General features: G+C 62.3%; 18 protein-coding genes. 12 read left to right on the top strand and 6 right to left on the bottom strand.

Translation table 11 applies throughout. The annotated features are described in order from the left end of the window. The first annotated feature begins 30 nt into the window (after positions 1–30). On the top strand, positions 31–1,380 hold the full coding sequence (gene tig / locus CENDO_RS08735; protein WP_136141686.1) for a trigger factor: 1,350 nt from the start codon (positions 31–33) through the stop codon (positions 1,378–1,380). A gap of 136 nt (positions 1,381–1,516) precedes the next feature. Here the strand turns inward: tig and CENDO_RS08730 are convergent, their stop codons facing one another. The 3 genes from CENDO_RS08730 to CENDO_RS08720 form a co-directional block, all read right to left on the bottom strand. Then, complete coding sequence (locus tag CENDO_RS08730; RefSeq protein WP_136141685.1) at positions 1,517–2,539, bottom strand: HNH endonuclease signature motif containing protein; 1,023 nt, start codon at positions 2,537–2,539, stop codon at positions 1,517–1,519. A gap of 72 nt (positions 2,540–2,611) precedes the next feature. Further along, on the bottom strand, positions 2,612–3,370 hold the full coding sequence (locus CENDO_RS08725; RefSeq protein WP_136141684.1) for a hypothetical protein: 759 nt from the start codon (positions 3,368–3,370) through the stop codon (positions 2,612–2,614). 49 nt (positions 3,371–3,419) lie between these two features. Beyond that, positions 3,420–4,645 (bottom strand): IS3 family transposase gene (locus CENDO_RS08720; protein WP_136141683.1). Its coding sequence is split into 2 segments (ribosomal slippage): positions 3,420–4,384 and positions 4,384–4,645, totalling 1,227 coding nucleotides; the frame shifts between segments, so codons are not numbered across the junction. A 163-nt stretch (positions 4,646–4,808) separates the two neighbouring features. Here CENDO_RS08720 and CENDO_RS08715 point away from each other — a divergent pair. Together CENDO_RS08715 and CENDO_RS08710 are read left to right on the top strand one after the other, a co-directional pair. Continuing rightward, positions 4,809–5,408: an ATP-dependent Clp protease proteolytic subunit gene (locus tag CENDO_RS08715; protein ID WP_136141682.1), complete on the top strand. Its 600-nt coding sequence runs from the start codon at positions 4,809–4,811 to the stop codon at positions 5,406–5,408. A gap of 35 nt (positions 5,409–5,443) precedes the next feature. After that, positions 5,444–6,088 carry an ATP-dependent Clp protease proteolytic subunit gene (locus tag CENDO_RS08710; protein WP_136142233.1) on the top strand — a complete coding sequence of 215 codons (645 nt, stop codon included), beginning with the start codon at positions 5,444–5,446 and terminating at the stop codon, positions 6,086–6,088. A 63-nt stretch (positions 6,089–6,151) separates the two neighbouring features. Here CENDO_RS08710 and CENDO_RS08705 read toward each other — a convergent pair whose 3' ends face one another. Then, positions 6,152–7,462, bottom strand: a complete 1,311-nt coding sequence (locus tag CENDO_RS08705; RefSeq protein WP_136141681.1) for an MFS transporter — start codon at positions 7,460–7,462, stop codon at positions 6,152–6,154. A 299-nt stretch (positions 7,463–7,761) separates the two neighbouring features. Here CENDO_RS08705 and clpX point away from each other — a divergent pair, with 299 nt between their 5' ends. Continuing rightward, positions 7,762–9,042: an ATP-dependent Clp protease ATP-binding subunit ClpX gene (clpX, locus tag CENDO_RS08700; protein WP_136141680.1), complete on the top strand. Its 1,281-nt coding sequence runs from the start codon at positions 7,762–7,764 to the stop codon at positions 9,040–9,042. 62 nt (positions 9,043–9,104) lie between these two features. Here clpX and CENDO_RS08695 read toward each other — a convergent pair whose 3' ends face one another. Continuing rightward, positions 9,105–9,875 carry a TetR/AcrR family transcriptional regulator gene (locus tag CENDO_RS08695; protein ID WP_246014252.1) on the bottom strand — a complete coding sequence of 257 codons (771 nt, stop codon included), beginning with the start codon at positions 9,873–9,875 and terminating at the stop codon, positions 9,105–9,107. A gap of 285 nt (positions 9,876–10,160) precedes the next feature. Here CENDO_RS08695 and CENDO_RS08690 point away from each other — a divergent pair, with 285 nt between their 5' ends. From CENDO_RS08690 to CENDO_RS08675, 4 genes are all read left to right on the top strand, one after another. Further along, positions 10,161–11,144 (top strand): malate dehydrogenase, encoded by a 984-nt coding sequence (locus CENDO_RS08690; protein WP_136141679.1) that lies wholly within the window; start codon positions 10,161–10,163, stop codon positions 11,142–11,144. Between the two features lie 66 nt (positions 11,145–11,210). Continuing rightward, positions 11,211–13,949 (top strand): valine--tRNA ligase, encoded by a 2,739-nt coding sequence (locus tag CENDO_RS08685; RefSeq protein ID WP_136141678.1) that lies wholly within the window; start codon positions 11,211–11,213, stop codon positions 13,947–13,949. Further along, the gene (gene folC / locus CENDO_RS08680; RefSeq protein WP_136141677.1) at positions 13,949–15,499 is read left to right on the top strand and encodes a bifunctional tetrahydrofolate synthase/dihydrofolate synthase; all 1,551 of its coding nucleotides are present in this window, start codon (positions 13,949–13,951) and stop codon (positions 15,497–15,499) included. Before CENDO_RS08685 ends, folC begins: the two co-directional genes overlap by 1 nt. Next, positions 15,496–15,954, top strand: coding sequence for a DUF4233 domain-containing protein (locus CENDO_RS08675; RefSeq protein ID WP_136141676.1), 459 nt, complete (start codon positions 15,496–15,498; stop codon positions 15,952–15,954). Before folC ends, CENDO_RS08675 begins: the two co-directional genes overlap by 4 nt. Before the next feature lie 5 nt (positions 15,955–15,959). Here the strand turns inward: CENDO_RS08675 and CENDO_RS08670 are convergent, their stop codons facing one another. Then, complete coding sequence (locus CENDO_RS08670; RefSeq protein WP_136141675.1) at positions 15,960–17,039, bottom strand: purple acid phosphatase family protein; 1,080 nt, start codon at positions 17,037–17,039, stop codon at positions 15,960–15,962. An 83-nt stretch (positions 17,040–17,122) separates the two neighbouring features. On the opposite strand from CENDO_RS08670, the gene ndk reads away from it, so the two are divergent. The 4 genes from ndk (at position 17,123) to rpmA (ending at position 22,161) form a co-directional block, all read left to right on the top strand. Continuing rightward, positions 17,123–17,533, top strand: coding sequence for a nucleoside-diphosphate kinase (gene ndk, locus CENDO_RS08665; protein WP_136141674.1), 411 nt, complete (start codon positions 17,123–17,125; stop codon positions 17,531–17,533). 356 nt (positions 17,534–17,889) lie between these two features. After that, positions 17,890–21,294, top strand: coding sequence for a translation initiation factor IF-2 N-terminal domain-containing protein (locus CENDO_RS08660; protein ID WP_136141673.1), 3,405 nt, complete (start codon positions 17,890–17,892; stop codon positions 21,292–21,294). Between the two features lie 240 nt (positions 21,295–21,534). Further along, entirely contained in the window at positions 21,535–21,840 is a 306-nt protein-coding gene (rplU, locus tag CENDO_RS08655) for a 50S ribosomal protein L21 (RefSeq protein WP_136141672.1), read from the top strand. 42 nt (positions 21,841–21,882) lie between these two features. Beyond that, complete coding sequence (gene rpmA / locus CENDO_RS08650) at positions 21,883–22,161, top strand: 50S ribosomal protein L27 (protein WP_136141671.1); 279 nt, start codon at positions 21,883–21,885, stop codon at positions 22,159–22,161. The last annotated feature ends 50 nt before the right edge of the window (positions 22,162–22,211 follow it).

Below are 22,211 nucleotides of genomic sequence, written 5' to 3'. Positions count from 1 at the left end.
TTTTTCAATGAGAGCCCAGGAGAGTTACTCGTGAAGACCACCGTCGACAAGCTGAGCGACACCCGCGTTAAGCTCACCGTTAATGTTCCATTCGCAGAGCTGGACAAGGAGATTGACCAGGCCTACGCGGCCATCGCGCAGCAGGTTAATATTCCAGGCTTCCGCAAGGGCAAGGCTCCGCGCCAGCTCATTGACGCGCGCTTCGGCCGTGGCCCAATCTTGGAGCAGGTAGTCAATGACATGCTTCCTACCCGCTACGAGCAGGCCGTCATGGAAAATGACCTCAAGGTCATCGGCCAGCCTGACGTGGACATCTCCAAGATCGAGGACAAGGACTTCGTAGAGTTCACCGCTGAGGTGGACATCCGTCCGGAGATTGAGGTCCCTGATTTCTCCAAGCTGCAGGTCACCGTACCTACCCTTGAGGTCTCCGATGAGGACGTCGAGAAGGAGCTGGAGAACCTTGCTTCCCGCTTCGGTGAGATGAAGGACACCAAGCGCAAGATGAAGACCGGCGACTTCGGCATCATTGACATCAAGGCTGAGGTTGACGGCAAGGAAATCGAGGACATGGCGGCTGAAGGCCTGTCCTACCAGATCGGTGATGACAACCTCATCAAGGGCCTGGACACCGCTCTGCGCGGCATGAAGTCCGGCGAGGACGCTGAGTTCACCACCACCCTTGCCGGTGGCGAGTACAAGGACAAGGAAGCGACCATCAAGGTCCACGTTCAGCAGACCAAGGAGCGCAAGCTTCCTGAGCTGGATGATGAGTTCGCACAGATGGCGTCCGAGTTTGACACCATCGAGGAGCTGCGCGAGTCCACCAAGTCCAACGTGGAGGAGCAGAAGAAGTCCCAGCAGGCCGTAGACATCCGCGACGAGGTCCTGAAGGCCGCACTGGCTGAGGTTGAGTTCGAGCTTCCACAGGCAGTCGTTGAGGAGCAGGTTCACAACCAGCTCCACCAGATCCTGGGCCAGCTGGCTCACGACGAGAAGGCACTGGCACAGCTGCTTGAGGCTCAGGGAACCACCCGCGAGGAGTTTGACAAGCAGTCCCGCGAGCAGGCTGAAGAGTCCGTACGCACCCAGCTATTCCTAGATACCGTTGCTGACGAAGAGCAGCCAGAGGTATCCCAGCAGGAGCTGACTGACCACATCCTGTTCACCGCTCAGTCCTACGGCATGGATCCAAACACCTTCATCCAGCAGATCCAGTCCAACGGCCAGATCGGCAACCTCTTCGCCGATGTCCGCCGTGGCAAGGCGCTCGCTGCCGCCATCTGCCGCGTAGAGGTCAAGGACGAGGACGGCAACAAGGTCGATGTTGAGCAGTACTTCGGCGAGGTCGAAGAGGACGCCGCCGACGAGGAGAACTAAACTCCCCACGCTTATAAGCATGTAAGCGCCCCGCACTAGCCTGCGGGGCGCTTTGCGATCCTTGGCGTAAGTCCGCAGCAATGCGGCATGCCAACGCGGCGCAGGGGCACTGCGCCTTCACTGGCTTCGCGTACGCCTACCTCCGGCCCGCCAACGGCGGAGCCTGGGCATATATTCCTGTGGGCACCGGCGGCCCGGGATAGGGCGGCACCCATACCGTCCGGCCAGTGATCCTGTCCATGCGGCCGAAACGGTTGACCCAGAACGGATCATCCGCATTCCGAGCGTTGTGGAATGCGCAGAGCGGAACCATGTTGGAGACATTGGTACAGCCGCCGTGCTTAAAGGCCACTATGTGGTGGAACTGGCATTCCGTGGCGGGGCGCCTGCAGCCGGGCCACGCGCACGTGGGGTTTTCCATGGACAGCAGCCGGCGCTGCTTGTCATTGGCGAAGCGTTCAGTCCGGTAGCAATCGACCGGCCCCATCATTGGGTGGAAGAGCCCCGCGAAACCGATTTTGCTCAGTCGCGAGTTCACGTACTCCGCACCGGTCATCGTGGCCCCATTGAAGAGCTTGAGGACCAGCTCGTCGCCGTCGCCGCGGGCTATCTGATCCAGCTCGTCCAGCGTGATGACTACGTTGGTAGTTACTTCCGGGCGGCTGGTCGAGTTGAAGAATTGCTGGGTGAAATTCTCGAGGGTGCCGTCGAGGCATTCCCATACCTCGGCGATGGCGCGGGACGGCCCGGTAATCCCCAGTTTCCACTTGTCCTTGCCGCGGGTGACGCGCACGCCGTCCCGGGCGGGCTTAGGTGGATTGAGCTTCTTTAACTCCCTCGTGGCCACCCGGGAAATGTCCCGGGCAGCGGCCCTGCACAGCTTCGCCCGCAACTTCCAGGCGTCCAACTTCGATTTAACGCGGCGAACGTAGCGTTCGATGAGTATAAGGTCGGCCACCCCGTGGTGGGTCTCGCGGGCGGTGCGTTGCAGTCCGGTATACGGGGTCTTGCCAAAGTAGACCTCGTGGAGGTTGGCCAGATCGCGGGCTTCGCCCTCGGCCGCGCCGCGGGCTTGCAATTCTGGCACGGACGAGCCCCGCACCGCGCGCACAAGCTCGATGCCGCGGGCGCGGAGCGCGAAATACTCGTCCAAGTTCATGAATCCAACGCTAAAGCTACGCACTCACCCCTGGCAAGCATCCGAGCCCGGCCTGTGGATAACTCCGTAAAACTAACGGTAGTTGAGTTCTTTTAGCACGCGTACGCCGGCGGCTGTGAGCGTTATGGTCCAATGGGGAGGACTTACCTGCAGCCCAATCTTGCGGATCTTCACCACGCCCGTGCTCTCTAGCTCAAGCAGTTGGTCCATGTAATCCTCGACGTTCTTGCCGAGCAGCCGGGACAGTCGCTTATTGGTTATCCACAACTCGTCAACCGCTCCCACAGCAAGCATCGCCGCGACGATGCCCGAATGGTCCGTGGCGGCGCGTAACGCGGGCTCGGTGACCCCGTCTAGGGAGGAATGCCGAAGGATCTCGTTGGCCCGCCGCCTGCCCATGCGCCGGTTGGAACTGATTAGACCGTAGATGGAGAAGGTCAGTGATACCATGCACGCAACCACGGCAAGGATCACCATCAACGCGGCGGGTAACTCCAGCCCCAGGTCCGCCCAGCCTGCGGTTACCGCGGTGGGGAAGATGAGAATCGGGGAGAAGTACGCCAGTTTTTGCAGCGTGCTGTAATCAGTGCTTCGCCAATCCTCCTGAATGACGGTGATCATCTTCGGGCGCCTAGTGGCCAGGACAAAGCCGGCGGCCGCCAGGGCCGCTACGCCCGCCGCGGCGGCGGCAACCACAAACCCGTTGCTGCCAAGAACCCACGCCAGCGAAGCGGGCACCGTGGCGGAGGAAATTTCTTTGAGCGTTAATTCGTTGCGCCTAGTGAACCGTGCAACCTCATGGTTTAACGCCCGCCGTTCCAGCTCGCTCATGGGGCCGATGCTACCACTGTGGGGTTGCCCGCAAATCGTGGACACGTAGTTAAGCGGCTTTAGTACTGGCCGCGGTAGTTGGGGTCTTTTCTTGGGTGGTCTGGTTTTCGAAGGTAACGGGTGGGATCATCCCGATGGCCGAGTGTCGGCGCCGCCGGTTGTAGACCACTTCAATCCAATAGGCCACCGCCTTGCATGCCTGGTCCCTGGTGACCCACGTTGACCGGTCATAGAACTCGGTCTTGAGCGTGGACCAAAACGACTCGCTCATCGCGTTATCAAAGCACACCCCTGTACGGCCCACAGATTGGGAAATCCCTAGTTCCTGACAAACCTGCCACATCTGTGTGCTGGTGAACTGGCACCCACGGTCAGCGTGAAACACCAGACCATCAGGTACTTCACCGCGCAGCGTGTGCGCCATGCGCAGTGCACGTTCCACCAAGTCCGTTGTCTGAGCAGAATCCATCGCCCAGCCCAGCACCCGGCGGGAATGCCCATCGCGGATAACGCACAGGTACAACCATCCTTCACCGGTGCGCAGATAGGTAATATCCGATAGCCATACCCGGTTAATATCACCAGCATCAAACAGGCGCTTAACCAGGTCAGGAAGATTCGACCCGTGCTCGGACTGGATGGTCGTGACAGGAGCGAACCTGCGTGGCGAGATGCCTTCGATACCCATCAGGCGCATCCTTTTGGCAACCGTTTTGCGGTCAGGATAGAAGCCGTAATCGGCTAGTTCCGCAGTGATCCGTGGTGAGCCGTAGACTTCATCTGATTCATCCCAAATCTTCTTAATCTGCTTGTCCAGCGCCTCTAAGTAGTTCTGGCGCCTATCCTCGCCGCAATCGCGCTGCCGCTGCTTGTAGACCCACTTATAGAAGCCAGAACGAGATACCTTCAAAAGCCTGGCCATGCGCTTGATGCTGTAGTTCGCCTTCTCCCGCTGCATTAGTTCGAATCGTTCCGCTGTCGTTGCTTCGCAGCGAAGAAGGCTGTTGCTTTTGACAAGAACTCGTTATCCATTCGAGCCTCAGCCAACTCACGGCGCAGCCTGGCGTTCTCAGCACGTAGATCGGCCTCGCTCATCCCGTCGACGGTTCCCTGGCGTTCGCGCTCATTTTTGACCCACCTGCCCAGCAAACCGGCGCTGACTCCGATTTCCTCAGCAACGTGAGCAATCGGCCGACCAGTCTCAATGACCAGCCTGGCTGCCTCCGCCCGATACTCCGAGGTGTACTTCCGGCGTGTTTGACTCATAATGAACATCCTCTCTGACGGACACAGTATCCGTCCTAATCGGGTGTCCACTACTCGAGGGTAACCGCAACTGGGGTTATCCAACGCTATTAGCGAACAGTTGCCAGAAAGCGGGCAAAGACCGGTACTGTGGTGGGAGTTAAATAACGACTAAGGAGAAAGTGACTTCTTTATGTCTGACAAGATTTCAATGAATGGCGCCAGCGCGGGAATGAACCTCGGCGATAGTGTTTATGAGCGCCTCCTGCGCGAACGCATTATTTTCCTCGGCCAGCAGGTCGATGATGAAATCGCGAACAAGCTGTGCGCTCAGATCCTGTTGCTGTCCGCAGAGGATCCCACTCGCGATATTTCCCTGTACATCAACTCCCCGGGCGGCTCCGTGACCGCCGGCATGGCCATCTATGACACCATGAAGTATTCCCCATGTGACATTGCCACCTACGGCATGGGCCTAGCGGCATCCATGGGCCAGTTCCTGCTCTCCGGCGGAACCCCGGGCAAGCGCTACGCGCTGCCTCACGCCCGCATCATGATGCACCAGCCTTCCGCAGGCGTGGGCGGTACCGCAGCGGACATCGCCATCCAGGCGGAGCAGTTTGCCGCCACCAAGCGGGAGATGGCCCAGCTCATTGCCGAGCACACCGGCCAGACGTTCGAGCAAATTACCAAGGACTCCGACCGTGACCGCTGGTTCACGGCGCAGGAGGCCAAGGATTACGGCTTGGTTGACCACGTCATCGAGACCACTAACGGTCCTATTAGCAACTAAGGGATAAGGAGAACACACCAATGTCTAATTTCCAGATGCCTTTCCCACAGGCTGGTTCGCAGGCCCCGGCTTCCCCGCAGTCCCGCTACGTGCTGCCTTCCTTCATCGAGCAGTCCGCACAGGGCACCAAGGAGACCAACCCATACTCCAAGCTGTTTGAAGAGCGCATCATCTTCCTGGGCACCCAGGTTGATGACACCTCCGCCAATGACATCATGGCGCAGTTGCTGGTGCTTGAGGGCATGGACCCGGACCGTGACATCACCATGTACATCAACTCCCCGGGCGGCTCGTTCACCGCGTTGATGGCCATTTATGACACCATGCGTTACGTGCGCCCGGACGTGCAGACCGTCTGCCTTGGCCAGGCCGCATCCGCGGCGGCTGTGCTGCTGGCTGCGGGCGCTCCGGGTAAGCGCGCGGCGCTGCCAAACTCCCGAGTTCTCATTCACCAGCCTGCCACCCAGGGCACCCAGGGCCAGGTCTCTGACCTGGAAATCCAGGCCAAGGAGATTGAGCGCATGCGTTCCCTGATGGAGCACACCCTGGCTGAGCACACCGGACGCTCCGCCGAGCAGATCCGCATCGATACTGACCGCGACAAGATTCTCACCGCCCAGGAGGCGGTGGAGTACGGCATCATCGATACCGTTTTCGATTACCGTAAGCTCAACGGCTAAAGGCCCGTTAAGCCGCACGGCAGACCGCCCCGACCAACCACCTGGTCGGGACGCTTTCGCATCTTAGGCGGCCACCGGCTGGCGTTCGGTGGGCTCGGCGGAGTACGCCTTGACCCCGATCAGGGCCACGGCCGCCAGGGCGACCGCCACGGCGGCGCCGGTGTAGAGGGCGCCCGGGGTCCAGCCGGCGTCGAGCAGGTAACCGGCGAGGATGGGGGAGAGTATGGCGCCCGCGCGGCCCACGGCCAGGGTGGTCCCCACGCCGGTGGTGCGGATGGCGGACGGGTAGGCCTCCGGGGTAACGGTGTAGAGGCCGGAAACGCAGGCGTTGAGAAAGAGTCCCACGGCCACGCCCAAGGTGAACATTAGGGACGGGGTAGAGGCGGCCAGGAAGAAGCCCACGAGGACAAGCGCGGACGCCAGGGAGAAGGCCACCAGCAGCGGGCGGGAGTCGATCTTGGTGGAGATAACGCCGAAGACAATCGCCCCGATGGTCCCGCCAAAGGAGAGCATGATGCCGCCGAGGATGCCCTGCTCGGCGGTGAGGCCGGCCTCGGTCAAAAGCTGCGGCGTCCATTGGTTGGCGAAGGTGAAAGCGAACATGACCAGGGTAAAACCAATCCAGATCTTGATGGTCGTTGCGCGGAACTGCGGTGCTAAAAGGTCCTTGAAGGAGCCCTGAGCGGCGTGGTTGCGCGGGGCGACGTGCACGTCGGCGCCGTGGCCCAGGCGGGCGGCCACCGCCCTGACCTTGTCGAGGCGGCCGCGGGTGGCCAGGAAGTCCGGGGATTCCGGGATAAACGCTATGGTCAAAACCAAGGCGAGCGCGGACAGCGCGGCGCCGACCCAGAAAATTATCTCCCAGCCCTGCGTTGGAATGTAGCGGCCGGCGACCACGCCGCACAGGGACGCACCCAGGCCGTAGCCGCAGGCGTAGATGGCCATGGCCAAGCCGCGGAAGCGGAGGTTGGAGTACTCAGAGACCAACACGGTAATGCCGGCCAGGATGCCGCCCACGCCCACGCCGGTCAGCGCCCTGGACGCCAGCAGCACCCCAAAGGAGGGCGCCAACGCGGTCAGCACGAGGCCCGCCAGGTCGATGGAGAGGGATAGGGTGATAAGGAGGCGTCGGCCGAAGCGATCCGCCAGCGGCGCCAAGAATAGGGAGCCCAAGCCGATGCCGATGAGCGCCGAGGATAACAGCCAACCCAGCTGGCCGCCGGTGAGGGCAAACTGCTCGGTCACGGCGGTGGAGGCAAACGCCATGGCCACCATGTCGTAGCCATCCAGGGCGTTGATGAACAAGGCGATGGCAATGATGAACCACTGGAAGCCGGTCATCCGTGAGGAATCGATGAGTTCGCGAATATCCATGGGGTTGATTAAATCCTTCTGCCGTTTCCGTAACGGGCTACCTGCCCGGGATCCACGGACCCGGGGCGCCTACATGCGTAGGGAACAAGCTACTGTACCGCTTTGTCTATTTCGTAGAATTGGGGGATTTTAATTCATCCCAAGGACTTTTCGCTCCCCTGTTCGCCACGCGGGAGCTGGGGAATGGAAGGGTAGTCCGGTTGGTTTACTATGGTGGTTAGCATTGCCGCGGGCCCGCCAGGCGGGCGATAGTTACGCGGTATTTCCCGTCCACCTAGATAGAGAGTAAACAAGCCCCTATGCAAGAAAGCGCTGATCTCCTCAAGTGTTCCTTCTGTGGCAAGTCCCAGAAGCAGGTGAGGAAGCTCATCGCCGGCGGCGGTGTGTACATCTGTGATGAGTGCATTGAGCTCTGCAATGAAATCATTGAAGAAGAGCTAGGTGCGGCTCAGGCAGCTGAAGGTGAGGAAAAGGAGGTACGCCTCCCGCGCCCATCGGAGATTTCCGCGTTCCTGGATAAGTACGTCATCGGCCAGGACTCGGCCAAGCGCGTGTTGTCCGTAGCTGTCTACAACCACTACAAGCGCATCAAGGCTGAGGAGGCGGCCAAGGGGATGCGCAAGCGTGACCCCGAGGAGGAGGTGGAGATTGCCAAGTCCAATATCCTGCTGCTCGGCCCCACCGGTTCCGGCAAGACCTACCTCGCGCAGACGCTGGCCCGCATGCTGGATGTGCCTTTCGCCATCGCCGACGCCACCTCGCTGACCGAGGCTGGCTACGTGGGTGAGGACGTGGAAAATATCCTGCTCAAGCTCCTGCAGGCCGCCGAGTTCGATACTGAGCGCGCCCAGCGCGGAATCATCTATGTGGATGAGGTGGACAAGATTTCCCGCAAATCGGATAACCCATCCATCACCCGTGACGTATCCGGTGAGGGCGTGCAGCAGGCCTTGCTGAAGATATTGGAAGGAACGGTTGCCGCCATTCCGCCCCAGGGTGGGCGCAAGCACCCCAATCAGGAATTCATTCAGCTCGATACCTCCAACATCCTGTTCATCGTGGCCGGCGCGTTTGCGGGGCTGGATAAGGTCATCGCCGAACGCGTGGGTAAAAAGGGCGTGGGATTCGGCTCTAAGCTCGATACCCAGGAAGAGCGCGAGCGCATGGACCTGTTTGAGCAGGTCCGCCCGGAGGATTTGGTGAAGTTTGGCCTCATCCCTGAGTTCATCGGCCGCCTTCCGGTAGTCGCGACCGTGGACAACCTGGACCAGGAGTCCCTGGTGCGGGTGTTGACCGAGCCGAAGAACTCGCTGGTCAAGCAGTACCAGCGCCTTTTTGAAATGGACGGCGCCGAGCTCAACATCGAGGCGGAGGCCCTGGAGGAGATTGCTGACCTGGCACTCGAGCGCAAGACCGGTGCCCGCGGCCTGCGCGCCATCATGGAGGAGCTGCTCGTTCCCATCATGTATGACCTGCCGGACCGTGAGGATATTTCGGGCGTGGTCATCTCGGCCGCGTGTGTGCGCGGTGAGGAGGAGCCGCAGTACGTATTCGTCGAGCGGCAGGCCGAGTCCGCGTAGAACCCGCGCCTTCAACTAAAAAAGCCCGTGCCTTTAAAGGCGCGGGCTCGGTGCATTTGCGTTTAGCCGTAGATGTCCGTTACGGCGTTTTCTTCCTCGGGAAGTGGGCGGGCGGTGAGATAGGACTCGAAACCGATGTCAGGGATGTTGGCCGTCAGGAAGGCGAGGATGGTGTCCACCGTCATGCGGTGCAGGCCTAGCGTGTTGTCCTTGGTGTCCATGTCAACGCCCAGCAGGTTGGCCAGCATGGATTTGTTCGTCACCCGGTGGGAGGCCAGCGCGGAGATGAGGATAAAGAGGTCATTGGCGGAGATGCCGGGGCGGAAGGCGCCGGCATCCTGGCCCAGCATCAGCAGCTTGGAGATGTGCAGGGCCATGCCGGACAAATCGGCCACGGCGGGGACCTCGCCGGCGTCTATGACGTTGGTGGCCGATTCCATGGCCATCAGGCGCACGCAGTCGGGGTTTTCCACGTGGAGGAAGTATAAGACGTCCACGAGCCTGCGCATCCCCTCAATGGGCACGTTGGAATCAATATGGAGGGCCTCTTCGGGGGGAGTTAGCCTTTCGGCTGCGGCCCCCAAGCAGCGCACGTACAGCCCCCGCTTGTCGCCGAAGTGGTAGTGGATCATCCGCTTAGACATGCCGGAAATCCGGGAGATGTTATCCAATTTGGTCTCCGCGAATCCATGGTCTGCGAACTGTTGGATGCCGATTTCGATCACCTTCTCGGCCGTCACCGTTTCGCCTGCACCGGGCGCATTACCGGCGTCAGGTGAAGTGGTGTGGTCATCGACGGTCATCGGAGCCTCCAGCCGTGGTTGAGAAAGCATAAGGGTAAAGTTATTGGTCAAACTTATTTCTCTTTAAGGGTGCTAGCGCACGCCTGGTATCTATCGTGCCCCAAATCCCGTCGCGGTGGTCAAACCTCGCTGAAAATCGGTGGCGATTAGCGCAAAAGCCCAACATATTCGGGGGTAGGGATTCCGGTGTTACCTCCGTATTGGGGTGCCGCGGCGCTGGTCAATCCGCCCGTTTTCCGCCGATGCGCGAAAAACTCCGGAGGTCTAGGCTGGGGGAGGAACTTCATTCTTCTTTTACGGAAAGGCATAATCCATATGACCGCCGCTAACCCAGTCAAGATCACCGTCACCGGAGCCGCCGGCAACATCGCGTATTCCCTGCTGTGGCGCATCGCCAACGGCGATGTCTACGGCAAGGACCAGCCGGTTGAGCTGGCCCTGCTGGAGATCGAGTCGGCGCTGGACGGCGCCAAGGGTGTGGCCATGGAGCTGCTTGACTCCGCGTTCCCGCTGGTGCGCAAGATTACGGTCACAGCGGATCCGAAGGAGGCCTTTGATGGCACCAAGGCGGCGTTCCTCGTGGGCGCCATGCCGCGCACCAAGGGGATGGAGCGCGCGGACCTGCTGAACGCTAACGCCAAGATCTTCACTGAGCAGGGTAGGGCGATTAATGATTATGCGGCCAGGGATGTGCGTGTGCTGGTCGTGGGCAACCCCGCGAACACCAACGCGCTGATCGCCGCAAACAACGCGCCCGATCTTAATCCAAGCCAGTTCAACGGCATGATGCGCCTGGATCACAACCGCGCGCTGGCCCAGCTGGCTGGCAAGACCGGCCACAACACGGATGAGTTCACCCGGTTCGTGGTGTGGGGCAACCACTCCGCGTCCCAGTTCCCCGACGTGGCCTTCGCCGAGGTTGACGGCCGGCCGGTAGCGGACCTGATCGATGACCGGTGGTACGCGGAGGACTTCATCCCTACCGTGGCTAACCGCGGCGCGGAGATTATTGAGGTGCGCGGCAAGTCCTCGGCGGCGTCGGCGGCATCCGCTGCGGTGGACCACATGCACGATTGGATCCACGGCTCCGATGGCCAGTGGCGCACGGCCGCCATCCCTTCCGACGGCTCCTACGGCATCGACGAAGGGCTTATCGCCGGCCTGCCGACCATCGCCAAGGACGGCACCTGGGAGATAGTCCACGGCCTCGAGCTCACCGAGGCGCAGAAAGAGCGCATCGAAGCCTCCGTCCAGGAGCTGCGCGATGAGCGCGCGGCGGTGGCTGACCTGCTGAAGTAAACGGCCAACGCCCCGCGTTTTTCCGCCAAGCGCGGGGCGTTTGACGTGCCAGGTAGAATTGGCCGGGTGACTGAGCTAAACAAAGAAACCAACCGCGCCGATAAACTGCCTAAGTCCTGGGAACCCCAGGCCGTAGAACAAGAACTGTATGAGGGCTGGGTTAACGCCGGGTATTTCACGCCGGACGCTTCCAGCGAGGCCAAGCCGTTTTCCATCATGCTGCCGCCGCCGAACGTGACCGGCCAGCTGCATATGGGCCATGCGCTGGACCACACCCTTATCGATTCCATCATCCGCCGCAAGCGCATGCAGGGCTACGCCACGCTGTGGCTGCCGGGCGCGGACCACGCGGGCATCGCCACCCAGACCAAGGTGGAGGCCAAGCTCAAGGAGACCGAGGGCAAATCCCGCTGGGATTATGACCGCGAGGAGTTTATTGACAAGGTCTGGGAGTGGAAGGAGGAGTTCGGCGGCACCATCCAGAACCAGATGCGCGCCATTGGTGACTCCGTGGACTGGTCCCGCGAGCGCTTTACCCTCGATGACGGTCTGTCGCGCGCGGTGCAGACCATCTTCAAGATGCTTTACGACAAGGGCATGATTTATCAGGCCAACCGCCTGGTCAACTGGTCCCCGGTGCTGGAGACCGCGGTTTCTGACATCGAGGTCATTTACAAAGACGTTGAGGGCGAGCTGGTTTCCATCCGCTACGGCTCCCTCAACGACGATGAGCCGCACCTCATCGTGGCCACGACCCGCGTGGAGACCATGCTGGGTGACGTGGCCATCGCGGTGCATCCGGATGATGAGCGCTACTCCCACCTGGTTGGCACCGAGTTTGCCCACCCGTTCCGCGATGACCTCAAGCTCAAGGTCATTGCGGATGATTACGTGGATCCAGAGTTTGGCACCGGCGCGGTGAAGATCACCCCGGCGCATGATCCTAATGACTACGCCATGGGCCAGCGCCACGGCCTGGACATGCCTACGGTCATGGACACCACGGGCCACATCGCGAATACCGGCACCCAGTTCGATGGCCTGACCCGCGAGGAGGCCCGCGTGGCCGTGCGCGAGGCGCTGGCCGAGCAGGGCCGCATTGTTAAGGAGATTCGCCCGTATGTCCACTCGGTGGGCCATTCGGAGCGCTCCGGTGAGGCCATCGAGCCCCGCCTGTCCAAGCAGTGGTTTGTCAAGGTCGCCGAGATGGCTCGCATGTCCGGTGAGGCCGTCCGCGAGGGGGATACCACCATCCACCCAACCGCCCTGGAGCCGCGCTACTTCGAGTGGGTCGATGACATGCATGACTGGTGCATCTCCCGCCAGCTGTGGTGGGGCCACCGCATCCCCATCTGGTACGGCCCGGAACGCAAGAATGCGTCCGGGGAGATTGAGCGTGACATTATCTGCGTGGGCCCCGATGAGACCGCGCCGGAGGGCTACGAGCAGGATCCGGACGTATTGGACACCTGGTTTAGCTCCGCGCTGTGGCCATTTTCCACCCTTGGCTGGCCCGAGAAGACCCCGGACCTGGAAAAGTGGTACCCAACCAACGTCCTGGTGACCGCGTATGACATCTTGTTCTTCTGGGTCGCCCGCATGATGATGTTCGGCACGTTCGCCTCCACCCAGACCCCCGAGATCCTCGGTGCTGGCCCGGACGGACGCCCACAGATCCCGTTCACAGATCTCTACCTGCACGGCCTCGTCCGCGACGAGCACGGCCGCAAGATGTCCAAGTCCCTGGGCAACGGAATTGATCCCATGGACTGGGTGCGCGACTACGGTGCGGACGCGCTGCGCTTTACCCTGGCCCGCGGCGCGAACCCCGGCGTCGACCTGCCGCTGGGCAACGACGCGGCCGCCGCGTCCCGCAATTTTGCCACCAAGCTGTTCAACGCGTCTAAATTCGCGCTGATGAACGGCGCCGAGGTGGCCCAGCTGCCCGCGCGTGATGCGCTGACGGACGCGGACCGCTGGATCCTGGACCGCCTCGAAGAGGTGCGCGTCGCGGTGGATGATTACCTGGACCGCTACCAGTTCGCCAAGGCCAATGAGCTGCTCTACCACTTCATCTGGGATGAGCTGTGCGACTGGTACCTGGAGATCACCAAGACCCAGATTCCACGCGATGCAGAGGCCGCAACGGAGCAGGAGCGCGCCACCGGTGAAAACACCAAGGTGGTACTCGGCCGCGTGCTAGACGTTGTGCTGCGCCTGCTGCATCCCACCATGCCGTTCGTGACGGAGGTGCTGTGGAAGGCCCTGACCGGCGGTGAGACCATCGTGACCGCCCCATGGCCAACCGCCGAGGACACCAACGGGGGAGAAGCCAAGGATGAGGTCGCGGCCCGCCGCATCGATGACGCGAACAAGCTCATCACGGAGCTGCGCCGCTTCCGCGCCGACCAGGGCGTCAAGCCATCCCAGAAGGTTCCCGGCCGCCTGGACTTCGCCGCCGCCGATCTGGCGGGGCAGGAGACCCTGGTTCGCAACCTGGCCAATATCACCGCCCTGGGCGATGATTTCACCGCATCCGCGACCGTCGAGGTTCGCCTGTCCCAGGCCACCGTCGAGGTAGCCCTAGATACCTCGGGTGCCGTGGATGTGGCGGCCGAGCGCAAGCGCCTGGAAAAGGACCTGGCCAAGGCCAATAAGGAGCTGGAGCAGACCGGCGCGAAGCTTTCCAATGAGGCGTTTTTGTCCAAGGCCCCCGAGGCCGTGGTGGACAAGATCCGCGCCCGCCAGGCCGTGGCGCAGGAAGAGGTGGAGCGGATCACCGCCCGCCTGGAGGGGCTGAAGTAGTGGGCCGCGGCAAAAGCGACGAGGAGTACGAGGTAGTCGACGCCCTGGCCGAAGGCACCGACGGCGGCCCGGTGGAAATCACCGAGTCAGGGCTCACTCTCAACCTAGGCACCGGGGCGCCGGAGGAGTATGAGGACGCGCCCCCCGAGGAAGCGACCCAAGAGGAGCTGGCCGCCCTGGCTCGCGTGGAAGCGGAGCTCGATGAACGCTGGCCGGAGACCAAAATTGAGCCCTCCCTAGAGCGCATCCAGATGCTCATGGACCTTCTGAGCAACCCGGAAAAGTCCTTCAAGACCATCCATGTGGCGGGGACGAACGGCAAAAGCTCCACCTCGCGCATGATCGACTCCCTGCTGCGCGCCTTCCACCGCCGCGTGGGCCTTGTGACCAGCCCCCACCTGCAGCTGGTGACTGAACGAATTGGCATTGACGGCAAACCCATTCACCCGCGCGATTACGTGCGGATCTGGGAGGAAATCAAGCCTTTCGTGGAGATGGTGGACGCGGCGTCGGTAGAAAAGGGCGGCCCGCGGATGTCCAAGTTTGAGGTCCTGGTGGGCCTTGCCTACGCCGCCTTTGCCGACGCCCCCGTCGAGGTCGCCGTGGTCGAAGTGGGCATGGGCGGCACCTGGGACGCCACGAACGTCATCGACTCCGACGTGTCCGTCATCATGCCCATCGGCCTCGACCACACGGAGTACCTGGGCGATACGCTCGCCGAGATCGCTACGGAGAAGGCCGGCATCATAAAGCCTTTGCCGGAGCCGGACTCCGATGATTTCGTGGCCAACCGGGAAAGCATCGCCATCGTCGCGGAGCAGGAGCCGGAGGCGATGAATATTATTTTGCAGCGCTCCGTGGACGTCGGCGCCGCGGTGGCGCGCTCCGGTGTGGAATTCGGCACCACGGAAAGCCGCATCGCGGTGGGGGGCCAGCAGCTCACCATCCAGGGCCTGTCCGGGACTTACAACGATATTTTCCTGCCCCTGCACGGCGAACACCAGGCTAAAAACGCCGCGGTGGCCCTGGCCGCGGTGGAGGCCTTCTTCGGCGCGGCCCCGGGCCATGCGCTCGACGAGGCGAATGTGCGCACCGGCTTTGCCCGCGCGGTATCCCCGGGCCGTTTGGAGCGCGTGCGCACGTCACCCACCACGTTCATCGACGCCTGCCACAACCCGCATGGTGCCAAGGCGCTGGGGGCCGCGCTGACCCGAGACTTTGATTTCTCCCGCCTCATCGGGGTGGTGGGCATCTTCGGGGACAAGGACGCGGGCGGCGTGTTGGAGAAACTGGAGCCGTACCTCAGCGAGGTAGTCATCACCCAATCGCGGTCCCCGCGCGCCATGGACGCGTACGAGCTGGCCGAACTGGCCCGCTCGATCTTCGGCGAGGAGCGCGTCTACGTGGAGGAGAACCTGCCGTCCGCCTACGCCCGCGCGGTGGAGCTTGCGGAGGATGCCGAAATTCAATCCGGCTCGGGTATCGTGATCACTGGTTCGGTGGTTACCGCCGGAGAAGCACGCGCCATGTTTGGAAAGGAACCCGCATGACCAAGCCAGACCCCGCCCACAGGCCGGTCCCGGAGGAGGAGATTGGGCCGCTGGGACTAGGCCATAAACCGGTCAAGGACCCGTTCAAGGGACTTAACGGAATGGTCTCTGGCGTGCTGATCCTTGAGGGAATCTCCCTCCTGCTGGCGCTGCTGGTGGTGCTTAAGGTTGAGGGCGGCGCGCTGTGGACCCCGTTCAACTGGGGCTTTATCACGGTGCTGGGCCTAATCCACTTCATCCTGCCGGCGTTTGTGAAAAAGCCATGGTTCTTTCCTGTCACCCTGGCGATCCAGCTCGTGGGCCTGGTGGTGGGATTCTTCGTTCATTGGTCTCTGGCGGCGATGGTGCTTATCTACATCGGCATCTGGTTCTTCGCCCTGCACCTGCGTTCCAACATGATTGAGCGCATGCGCCGCGGCCTGCTGACTACCCAGCACCTAGAGGCGGGCCAGTAGGGCACCTAGTGGTTGATGGTGAACTCATCAACCACTTTTTTGTTGCCCACGTTGCGGCTACTCACGCTAAGCCGATCTTCCTCGACGCGCACCACGGTGAAATCCGGCGTGAAGTCCTGATTCCACGCCGCCGTGGTGCCCTTGACCGGCCCGTCTAACTCGTAAAACTTTGAACCGCTCGAGGAATTGGCCGCCACGTACGTCACGCCCTCGATGGGATGGCTGCGCGTGTAGCTGTGGTTGTGCCCGCTTAAGACCAGGTCAATGCCGGAATCGGCGAAGGCGCCCGTCAGGTTGTCACGGATGTATTCCGCCGTGGCGTTGAGCTTGCCCTGCGTGTACGGCGGCTGATGGATGACGGCAATGGTCCATGCCCCCGGCCGCTGGCCACGCAGGAAATCCGCGATGGTTTCTGGCTCATTGCCATCGAGCATCAAGAATTTCACGCCCTTCCATTCGAAGGCCCAGTGGCGCTCGGCGCGGCCAAAGCGCTGGACGAAGGCCGCCCGGTTGCGGTTGTCATGATTGCCATTGGCCACCGCCCAGGCGTGCGTGCGCAGGGCCTCATTGGCGAAAAATCCCCGGTAATGCGGCCGGATTCCCTGCTGCACCTGGTCGCCGCCGCTAATCAGGAAATCCACATCTTTCGCGGTAGCGGCATCGGTGGCCGCGCGCCATCCCGCGGAATCTTCCTCAATGGAACGCACGCCCACTTGGGGGTCGCCGAGGAAGGCGAAGGAGAAGGACTCGGACGAGGCGGGCGCTTCCAGGCGCCGCGGGGCGCTCCAGTTGCCGCCGGCGCCGACGCTGTAGCTGACGTGGGTGCCCGGGGTGATAGGGAAGGTGGCGGTGTGGGTAAACAGGCCCACCTGGGTTCGGCGGCTTTCCGCCGGCACCACTTTTCCATCGACCTTCACCGCGCCGGTGCGCATCGAGGACAGCCACGTCACCGTGCGTTGCGTTTCATCCGCCCCCACGCCCACCACGATCGATTGCGGCGGCGTGGGGGAGGCGTGGACGCCGAGCCCCAGGAAGGCGGCTCCTAAAAGCAGAGCGGAAGCGGCAAGCGGACGGGAATAACGCACCGCCCCAATCTACCTGTAGTGGATGATGCCAAAAACTACCCATGGTCCGGCTGGGGGAGGGGCCATAAGGTACGATATGAGCCATGACTGAACGTACACTGATTCTGATCAAGCCTGACGGCGTTAAGAACGGCCACATTGGCGATGTAATCTCCCGGATCGAGCGCAAGGGCCTCAAGCTCGTTGCCATGGATCTGCGCGTCGCTGACCGCGAGACCGCCGAGAAGCACTACGCCGAGCACGCTGACAAGCCATTCTTCGGCGAGCTGGTTGACTTCATCACCTCCGCGCCGCTGGTTGCTGGCGTGGTCGAGGGTGAGCGCGCTATCGAGGCCTGGCGCCAGCTGGCCGGAGGCACTGACCCAGTGTCCAAGGCGACCCCTGGCACCATCCGTGGTGACTTCGCCCTTTCCGTTGCCGAGAACGTAGTGCACGGCTCCGACTCCCCAGAGTCCGCAGAGCGTGAGATTGGCATCTGGTTCCCTAACCTGTAAGGGCCACCCCGTGCGGGGATTGCGCGCGCAGTCCCGTTAGGTGCCCGATGAACAAAAGCCTGAGTCTTAGCCGGCTCAGGCTTTTTGCGTGCCACGGGCCCTCTATCCCCGTGGGTTTAACCGCGCCAGCGGGAGCAAAAGCGACCCTAAGCCCGGAAGTGTGGAACAATGAGGTGGAGTGCGCAATGTACCTGCGAACGGGATGTTCGCTGGCGCACGGACAACAACCGCATATCGGAAACACATATTTACGCTTTTGGCGCCCTTGTGCGGCGGCGGCGCGGACCCCAGCCTCGGCGGCGGGGAGGACGCGTCTGCGCCCGGGGATGACGCCTGATAACTAGAGGGAGTAGCCAGTGGCTGCACGCACCGAAAAGAAAACTGAACTACAACTGGAAAAGTTTGACGTTTCCAGCCTGGCTGAAAAGACCCGCCTGTACATCGTGGCGAAGAAGCTCGGCATCGAATCCAAGGTCCTGGTCAAGGCCTTTGCCGAGATGGGAATCAAGAAAAACGTCCAGGCCGGCCTGACCCATGACGAGATCAACGCGGCCATCGCTCAAATAAACGGCGCAGATCCGGAAGCCCCAGAGGGCGCGCCGGAAAAGCGGGCCACCCGCAAGCCTGCCAAGAAGGGCCCCAAAAAGGCCGCTAAGGCGGCGGAGGCGTCCGAGCGGGAAGACGATGCTGGCGCGTCCGAGGAGGAGCAAGCCGGCGTGGCCCAGGCGGAGGAAAAGAAGAAGCCGCGCGGTAAGGCCAAGCGCGCGGTCAAGCGGGCAGTACGCAAGTCCGCCCCCGCTGAGGAGTCCGCGCCGAACACGGACGCGGCAACCGGCCCCGCGGATGGCGAGAGTGACGCGGAGGAAAAGCTGCGCTACCGGGTCCGCAAGAACGTTGACAATGAGATTTCCCAGATCGAGGACAAGGTTGAAGCCGAGCTGGCCGAGCTTGAGGCGGAGACTTCCGCCGGCGGCGAGCAGGATCCCGCCGGGGAGCCGGATCCGGGCTACGAGCACGATTACGGCCTCGACATCGGCACGGTGGATCCGGAACTGCTGCGCGAGGCGATCGAGGAATCTGAGGATGACTTCGATGACGAGTACGGCACCCCGTTGCTGACCCCAATGCCGGATGACGAACCCGAGGTGTATGAATTCGCGCCGATCTTCATGGCGCCAACCGCCACGGAGCCGCGCGTCTCGCCGGCGCGGGCGGAGCGTCAGGCGAAGGACGCCGAGCGCCGCGAGGATGAGCGCGAGGACAACCGCGAGGATCAGGATGAAAGGTCCGGTTCCAGGCGTCGCGGGCGCCGCGGCACCTCCCGCGGCCGGGGCCGCCAGGATCGCGATACTCGCCCCTCGGGCCATGGTGACCATGATGAGGTCGAGATCATTGATGAGCCGCGCGCGATCCGCGGTTCGACCCGCATCGAGGCGCAGCGCCGCCGCCGGGCAGAGCTGCGCGAGAAGGGCCGCGAGCGCCGCCACATCGTCTCCCAGGCGGAGTTTCTCGCCCGCCGCGAATCCGTCGAGCGCACCATGGTTGTGCGTGAGCGTGACCGCGCGGATCATCCGGGAACGGTGACGCAGGTGGGCGTGCTTGAAGACGGCCTGCTGGTGGAGCACTTCGTGACCTCGGAGGCGCAGGCCTCCTTGATCGGCAACATCTACTTGGGGCGCGTCCAAAACGTTTTGCCCTCCATGGAGGCGGCGTTCATTGACATCGGGCTGGGCCGCAACGGCGTGCTCTACGCCGGTGAGGTGGATTGGCGTTCCACGGGACTGGGCGGGCGTTCCCGCCGCATTGAGCAGGCGCTCAAGTCCGGCGACCAGGTGCTGGTTCAGGTGGCCAAGGACCCAATCGGGCATAAGGGCGCGCGGTTGACCACCCAGATTTCCCTGGCCGGTCGCTACCTGGTCTACGTGCCGGGCGGCCGCAGCGCCGGTATTTCCCGCAAACTGCCGGCCCCTGAGCGCAAGCGACTCAAGGAAATCCTGGAGCGCGTCGTGCCCGGTAAGGGCGGTGCCATCATCCGCACCGCGGCGGAAAACGTGCCGGAGGAAGCCATCGCGGCGGACGTGCACCGCCTCCATGATCTGTGGGAGGACATCATGTCCCGCGCGGAGAAGGAGAAGAATTCCAAGGGCGCTAAACCGGTGACCATGTATGAAGAGCCAAACATGCTGGTCAAGGTGGTCCGCGATCTGTTCAATGAGGACTTCAGCAAGCTGATCGTGGACGGCCACCGCCCGTACAACAAGGTCGCGGCCTATGTTGAGTCCGTGGCGCCTGATCTGGCCGATCGCGTGGAAAAATACAACCGCAATGACCATGACGGTCAGGACGCGTTTGAGATGTACCGCATCGATGAGCAGATTCAAAAGGCTTTGTCCCGCAAGGTCTGGCTGCCCTCCGGCGGTACGTTGGTGATCGACCGCACCGAGGCAATGACCGTCATCGACGTCAACACCGGCAAGTTCACCGGCTCCGGCGGAAACCTCGAAGAGACCGTGACCCGCAACAACCTGGAGGCGGCCGAGGAGATCGTCCGCCAGATGCGCCTGCGGGATTTGGGCGGCATGATCGTCGTGGACTTCATCGACATGGTGCTCCCGGAGAATCAGGAACTGGTCCTGCGCCGCCTCAAGGAGGCCTTGGGCCGCGACCGTACGCGCCATCAGGTCTCTGAGGTCACGTCCCTCGGCCTGGTTCAGATGACTCGAAAACGCCTGGGCACGGGCCTGGTGGAGACGTTTGCTACCGAGTGCGAGTGCTGCAACGGCCGCGGCATCATCCTGCACCAGGATCCGGTTGAGGATCACGATGAGGATGACGGCAAGAAGAAGCGCCGCCCGCGCCGCAAGAGTAATCAGGATCCGGCCCGTCATCCGGCCGCCGTTGCCATGCACCGCCATGAGGACGCGCAGGACGCCGCCGACTCTTCCGACGCCGCCCCCGCCGAGGACGCCACCTTGACGGAAGATGCCACCTCCATCGAGGATCTCGCCGCCTCCGTCCTGGTTGAGGAACGGGACGAAGAACGGGAAGAGGTCAACTCCGGCACCCGCAAGCGCCGCCGCCGCGGTTCCCGTGGTGGCCGCAAGGGGTCGGCAGAGGAGATCGTGGACATCGCTACCGCCGCATCCGAGAACGCCGAGCGGGCCGATGACGTCGAGGAGTTCACCTCCTACGTTCCGGACGAAGAGGAAACGGCTCAGGCCGATTCCTCCCAGGCCTCCGCTCGAAGCTACGAGGAAGCGGTGGAGGAGTTTGAGAGGTCGCCTCGCCGCAAGCGCAAGACCCGTGGTAACTCCCGCTCCGATCACCGCCCGCGCCCGGAGGACTTCGAGGACAAGCCGCAGGAGCCGGCGCACGAGCCTGAACCGGAATCCGCGCCGGATGCCGGCCGGGGTGCCGGGGTGGAAAACCAGGGCTCCAGGCCGGCCGAGGCTGTCGCCGCGACGTCGAAGCGGCGCCGCCGCGCGGTGCGCCGCACCACGGCGCGGAAGCCCGCGCGGGTCGAGTCCAAGGAGCCAGAAGAGGTGCCCGGTAAGCAACCTGGCGGCGAAGACTCGGCCGTTGTGGTCAAGACGCGCCGGGGACGCAAGCGTGCGGTGAAGAAGTCCGTATCCAAGGCCGCCGCCCGGTCATCCGCACCCGCTGGGTCAAAACCCGAGGCTAAATCCGCGGATAAGGCCCAGGCTAAAGGCGCAAAAGGAGGCCGCGGCCGGCGCCGTGTAGCACGTCGAAGCTCCAAATAGTGGTGCGACGCGAGCGCCCGCGGGAACTCGCGTCATACCCGGTTTGGACTTTGAGGTGCTTACGGGGTAGTCTTTGAAAGTCGCTGTTTAGGCCAGAAGTGCGCAGCGCTGGATTGCTATGGTCGCATCCATCTCAACCATGGCGGTCCGGGCGCAGTAAGGCGTGGCCTGAACGCAGAAAGTAATTGTCCAATCAGGGCTTTATTCCGCCCTGAGTCGAGTTTAGATAAGGGGTGCCCTATGTACGCGATCGTCAAGACCGGCGGCAAGCAGTACAAGGTTGCCGAAGGTGACCTCGTCAAGGTCGAGAAGATCGAGGGTGAGCCAGGTTCTTCCGTGGCTCTCACCCCGGTTCTGCTCGTCGATGGCGCAGACGTTAAGTCCAAGGCTGATGACCTCGCTAAGGTTGAGGTTTCTGCAGAGATCGTCGAGCACGTTAAGGGCCCGAAGATCGATATCCTGAAGTACAAGAACAAGACTGGTTACAAGAAGCGCATGGGCCACCGCCAGCCGCTGACCGTAATCAAGATTGCCGGCATCAAGTAAGCTCTAGCTTGCTCTTACACCCTTTGAAGGAGGGAAAACCACATGGCACACAAGAAGGGTGCTTCCAGCACCAGCAACGGTCGTGACTCCGAGTCCAAGCGCCTGGGCGTCAAGCGCTTCGGCGGTCAGAAGGTTAACGCCGGCGAGATCATCGTTCGTCAGCGTGGCACCAAGTTCCACCCAGGTGAGAACGTTGGCCGTGGCGGCGACGATACCCTGTTCGCTCTTGAGGCAGGTTCCGTACAGTTCGCTATCAAGCGCAACCGCCGCATCGTAAACATCATTCCTGCAGAAGAGGCAGCCGCCGAGGCTTCCGCTTAAGGAATAGCCCGCGCCAAGCGCGTAGCTTTGTCAAAAGGTCCAGCCGATAT

Source organism: Corynebacterium endometrii, assembly GCF_004795735.1.
In the GTDB taxonomy this organism is placed as follows: domain Bacteria; phylum Actinomycetota; class Actinomycetes; order Mycobacteriales; family Mycobacteriaceae; genus Corynebacterium; species Corynebacterium endometrii.
Note: the sequence above shows the minus strand (reverse complement) of the source record. Positions and strands in the feature narration are given on the sequence as shown.

Bases quoted from the DNA above. Each gene is read 5' to 3' on its own strand.
- CENDO_RS08730 (WP_136141685.1), bottom strand. From the start codon at position 2,539: ATGAACTTGGACGAGTATTTCGCGCTCCGCGCCCGCGGCATCGAGCTT.
- CENDO_RS08725 (WP_136141684.1), bottom strand. From the start codon at position 3,370: ATGAGCGAGCTGGAACGGCGGGCGTTAAACCATGAGGTTGCACGGTTC.
- CENDO_RS08715 (WP_136141682.1), top strand. From the start codon at position 4,809: ATGTCTGACAAGATTTCAATGAATGGCGCCAGCGCGGGAATGAACCTC.
- CENDO_RS08710 (WP_136142233.1), top strand. From the start codon at position 5,444: ATGCCTTTCCCACAGGCTGGTTCGCAGGCCCCGGCTTCCCCGCAGTCC.
- CENDO_RS08705 (WP_136141681.1), bottom strand. From the start codon at position 7,462: ATGGATATTCGCGAACTCATCGATTCCTCACGGATGACCGGCTTCCAG.
- clpX (WP_136141680.1), top strand. From the start codon at position 7,762: ATGCAAGAAAGCGCTGATCTCCTCAAGTGTTCCTTCTGTGGCAAGTCC.
- CENDO_RS08695 (WP_246014252.1), bottom strand. From the start codon at position 9,875: ATGCTTTCTCAACCACGGCTGGAGGCTCCGATGACCGTCGATGACCAC.
- CENDO_RS08690 (WP_136141679.1), top strand. From the start codon at position 10,161: ATGACCGCCGCTAACCCAGTCAAGATCACCGTCACCGGAGCCGCCGGC.
- CENDO_RS08675 (WP_136141676.1), top strand. From the start codon at position 15,496: ATGACCAAGCCAGACCCCGCCCACAGGCCGGTCCCGGAGGAGGAGATT.
- ndk (WP_136141674.1), top strand. From the start codon at position 17,123: ATGACTGAACGTACACTGATTCTGATCAAGCCTGACGGCGTTAAGAAC.
- rplU (WP_136141672.1), top strand. From the start codon at position 21,535: ATGTACGCGATCGTCAAGACCGGCGGCAAGCAGTACAAGGTTGCCGAA.
- rpmA (WP_136141671.1), top strand. From the start codon at position 21,883: ATGGCACACAAGAAGGGTGCTTCCAGCACCAGCAACGGTCGTGACTCC.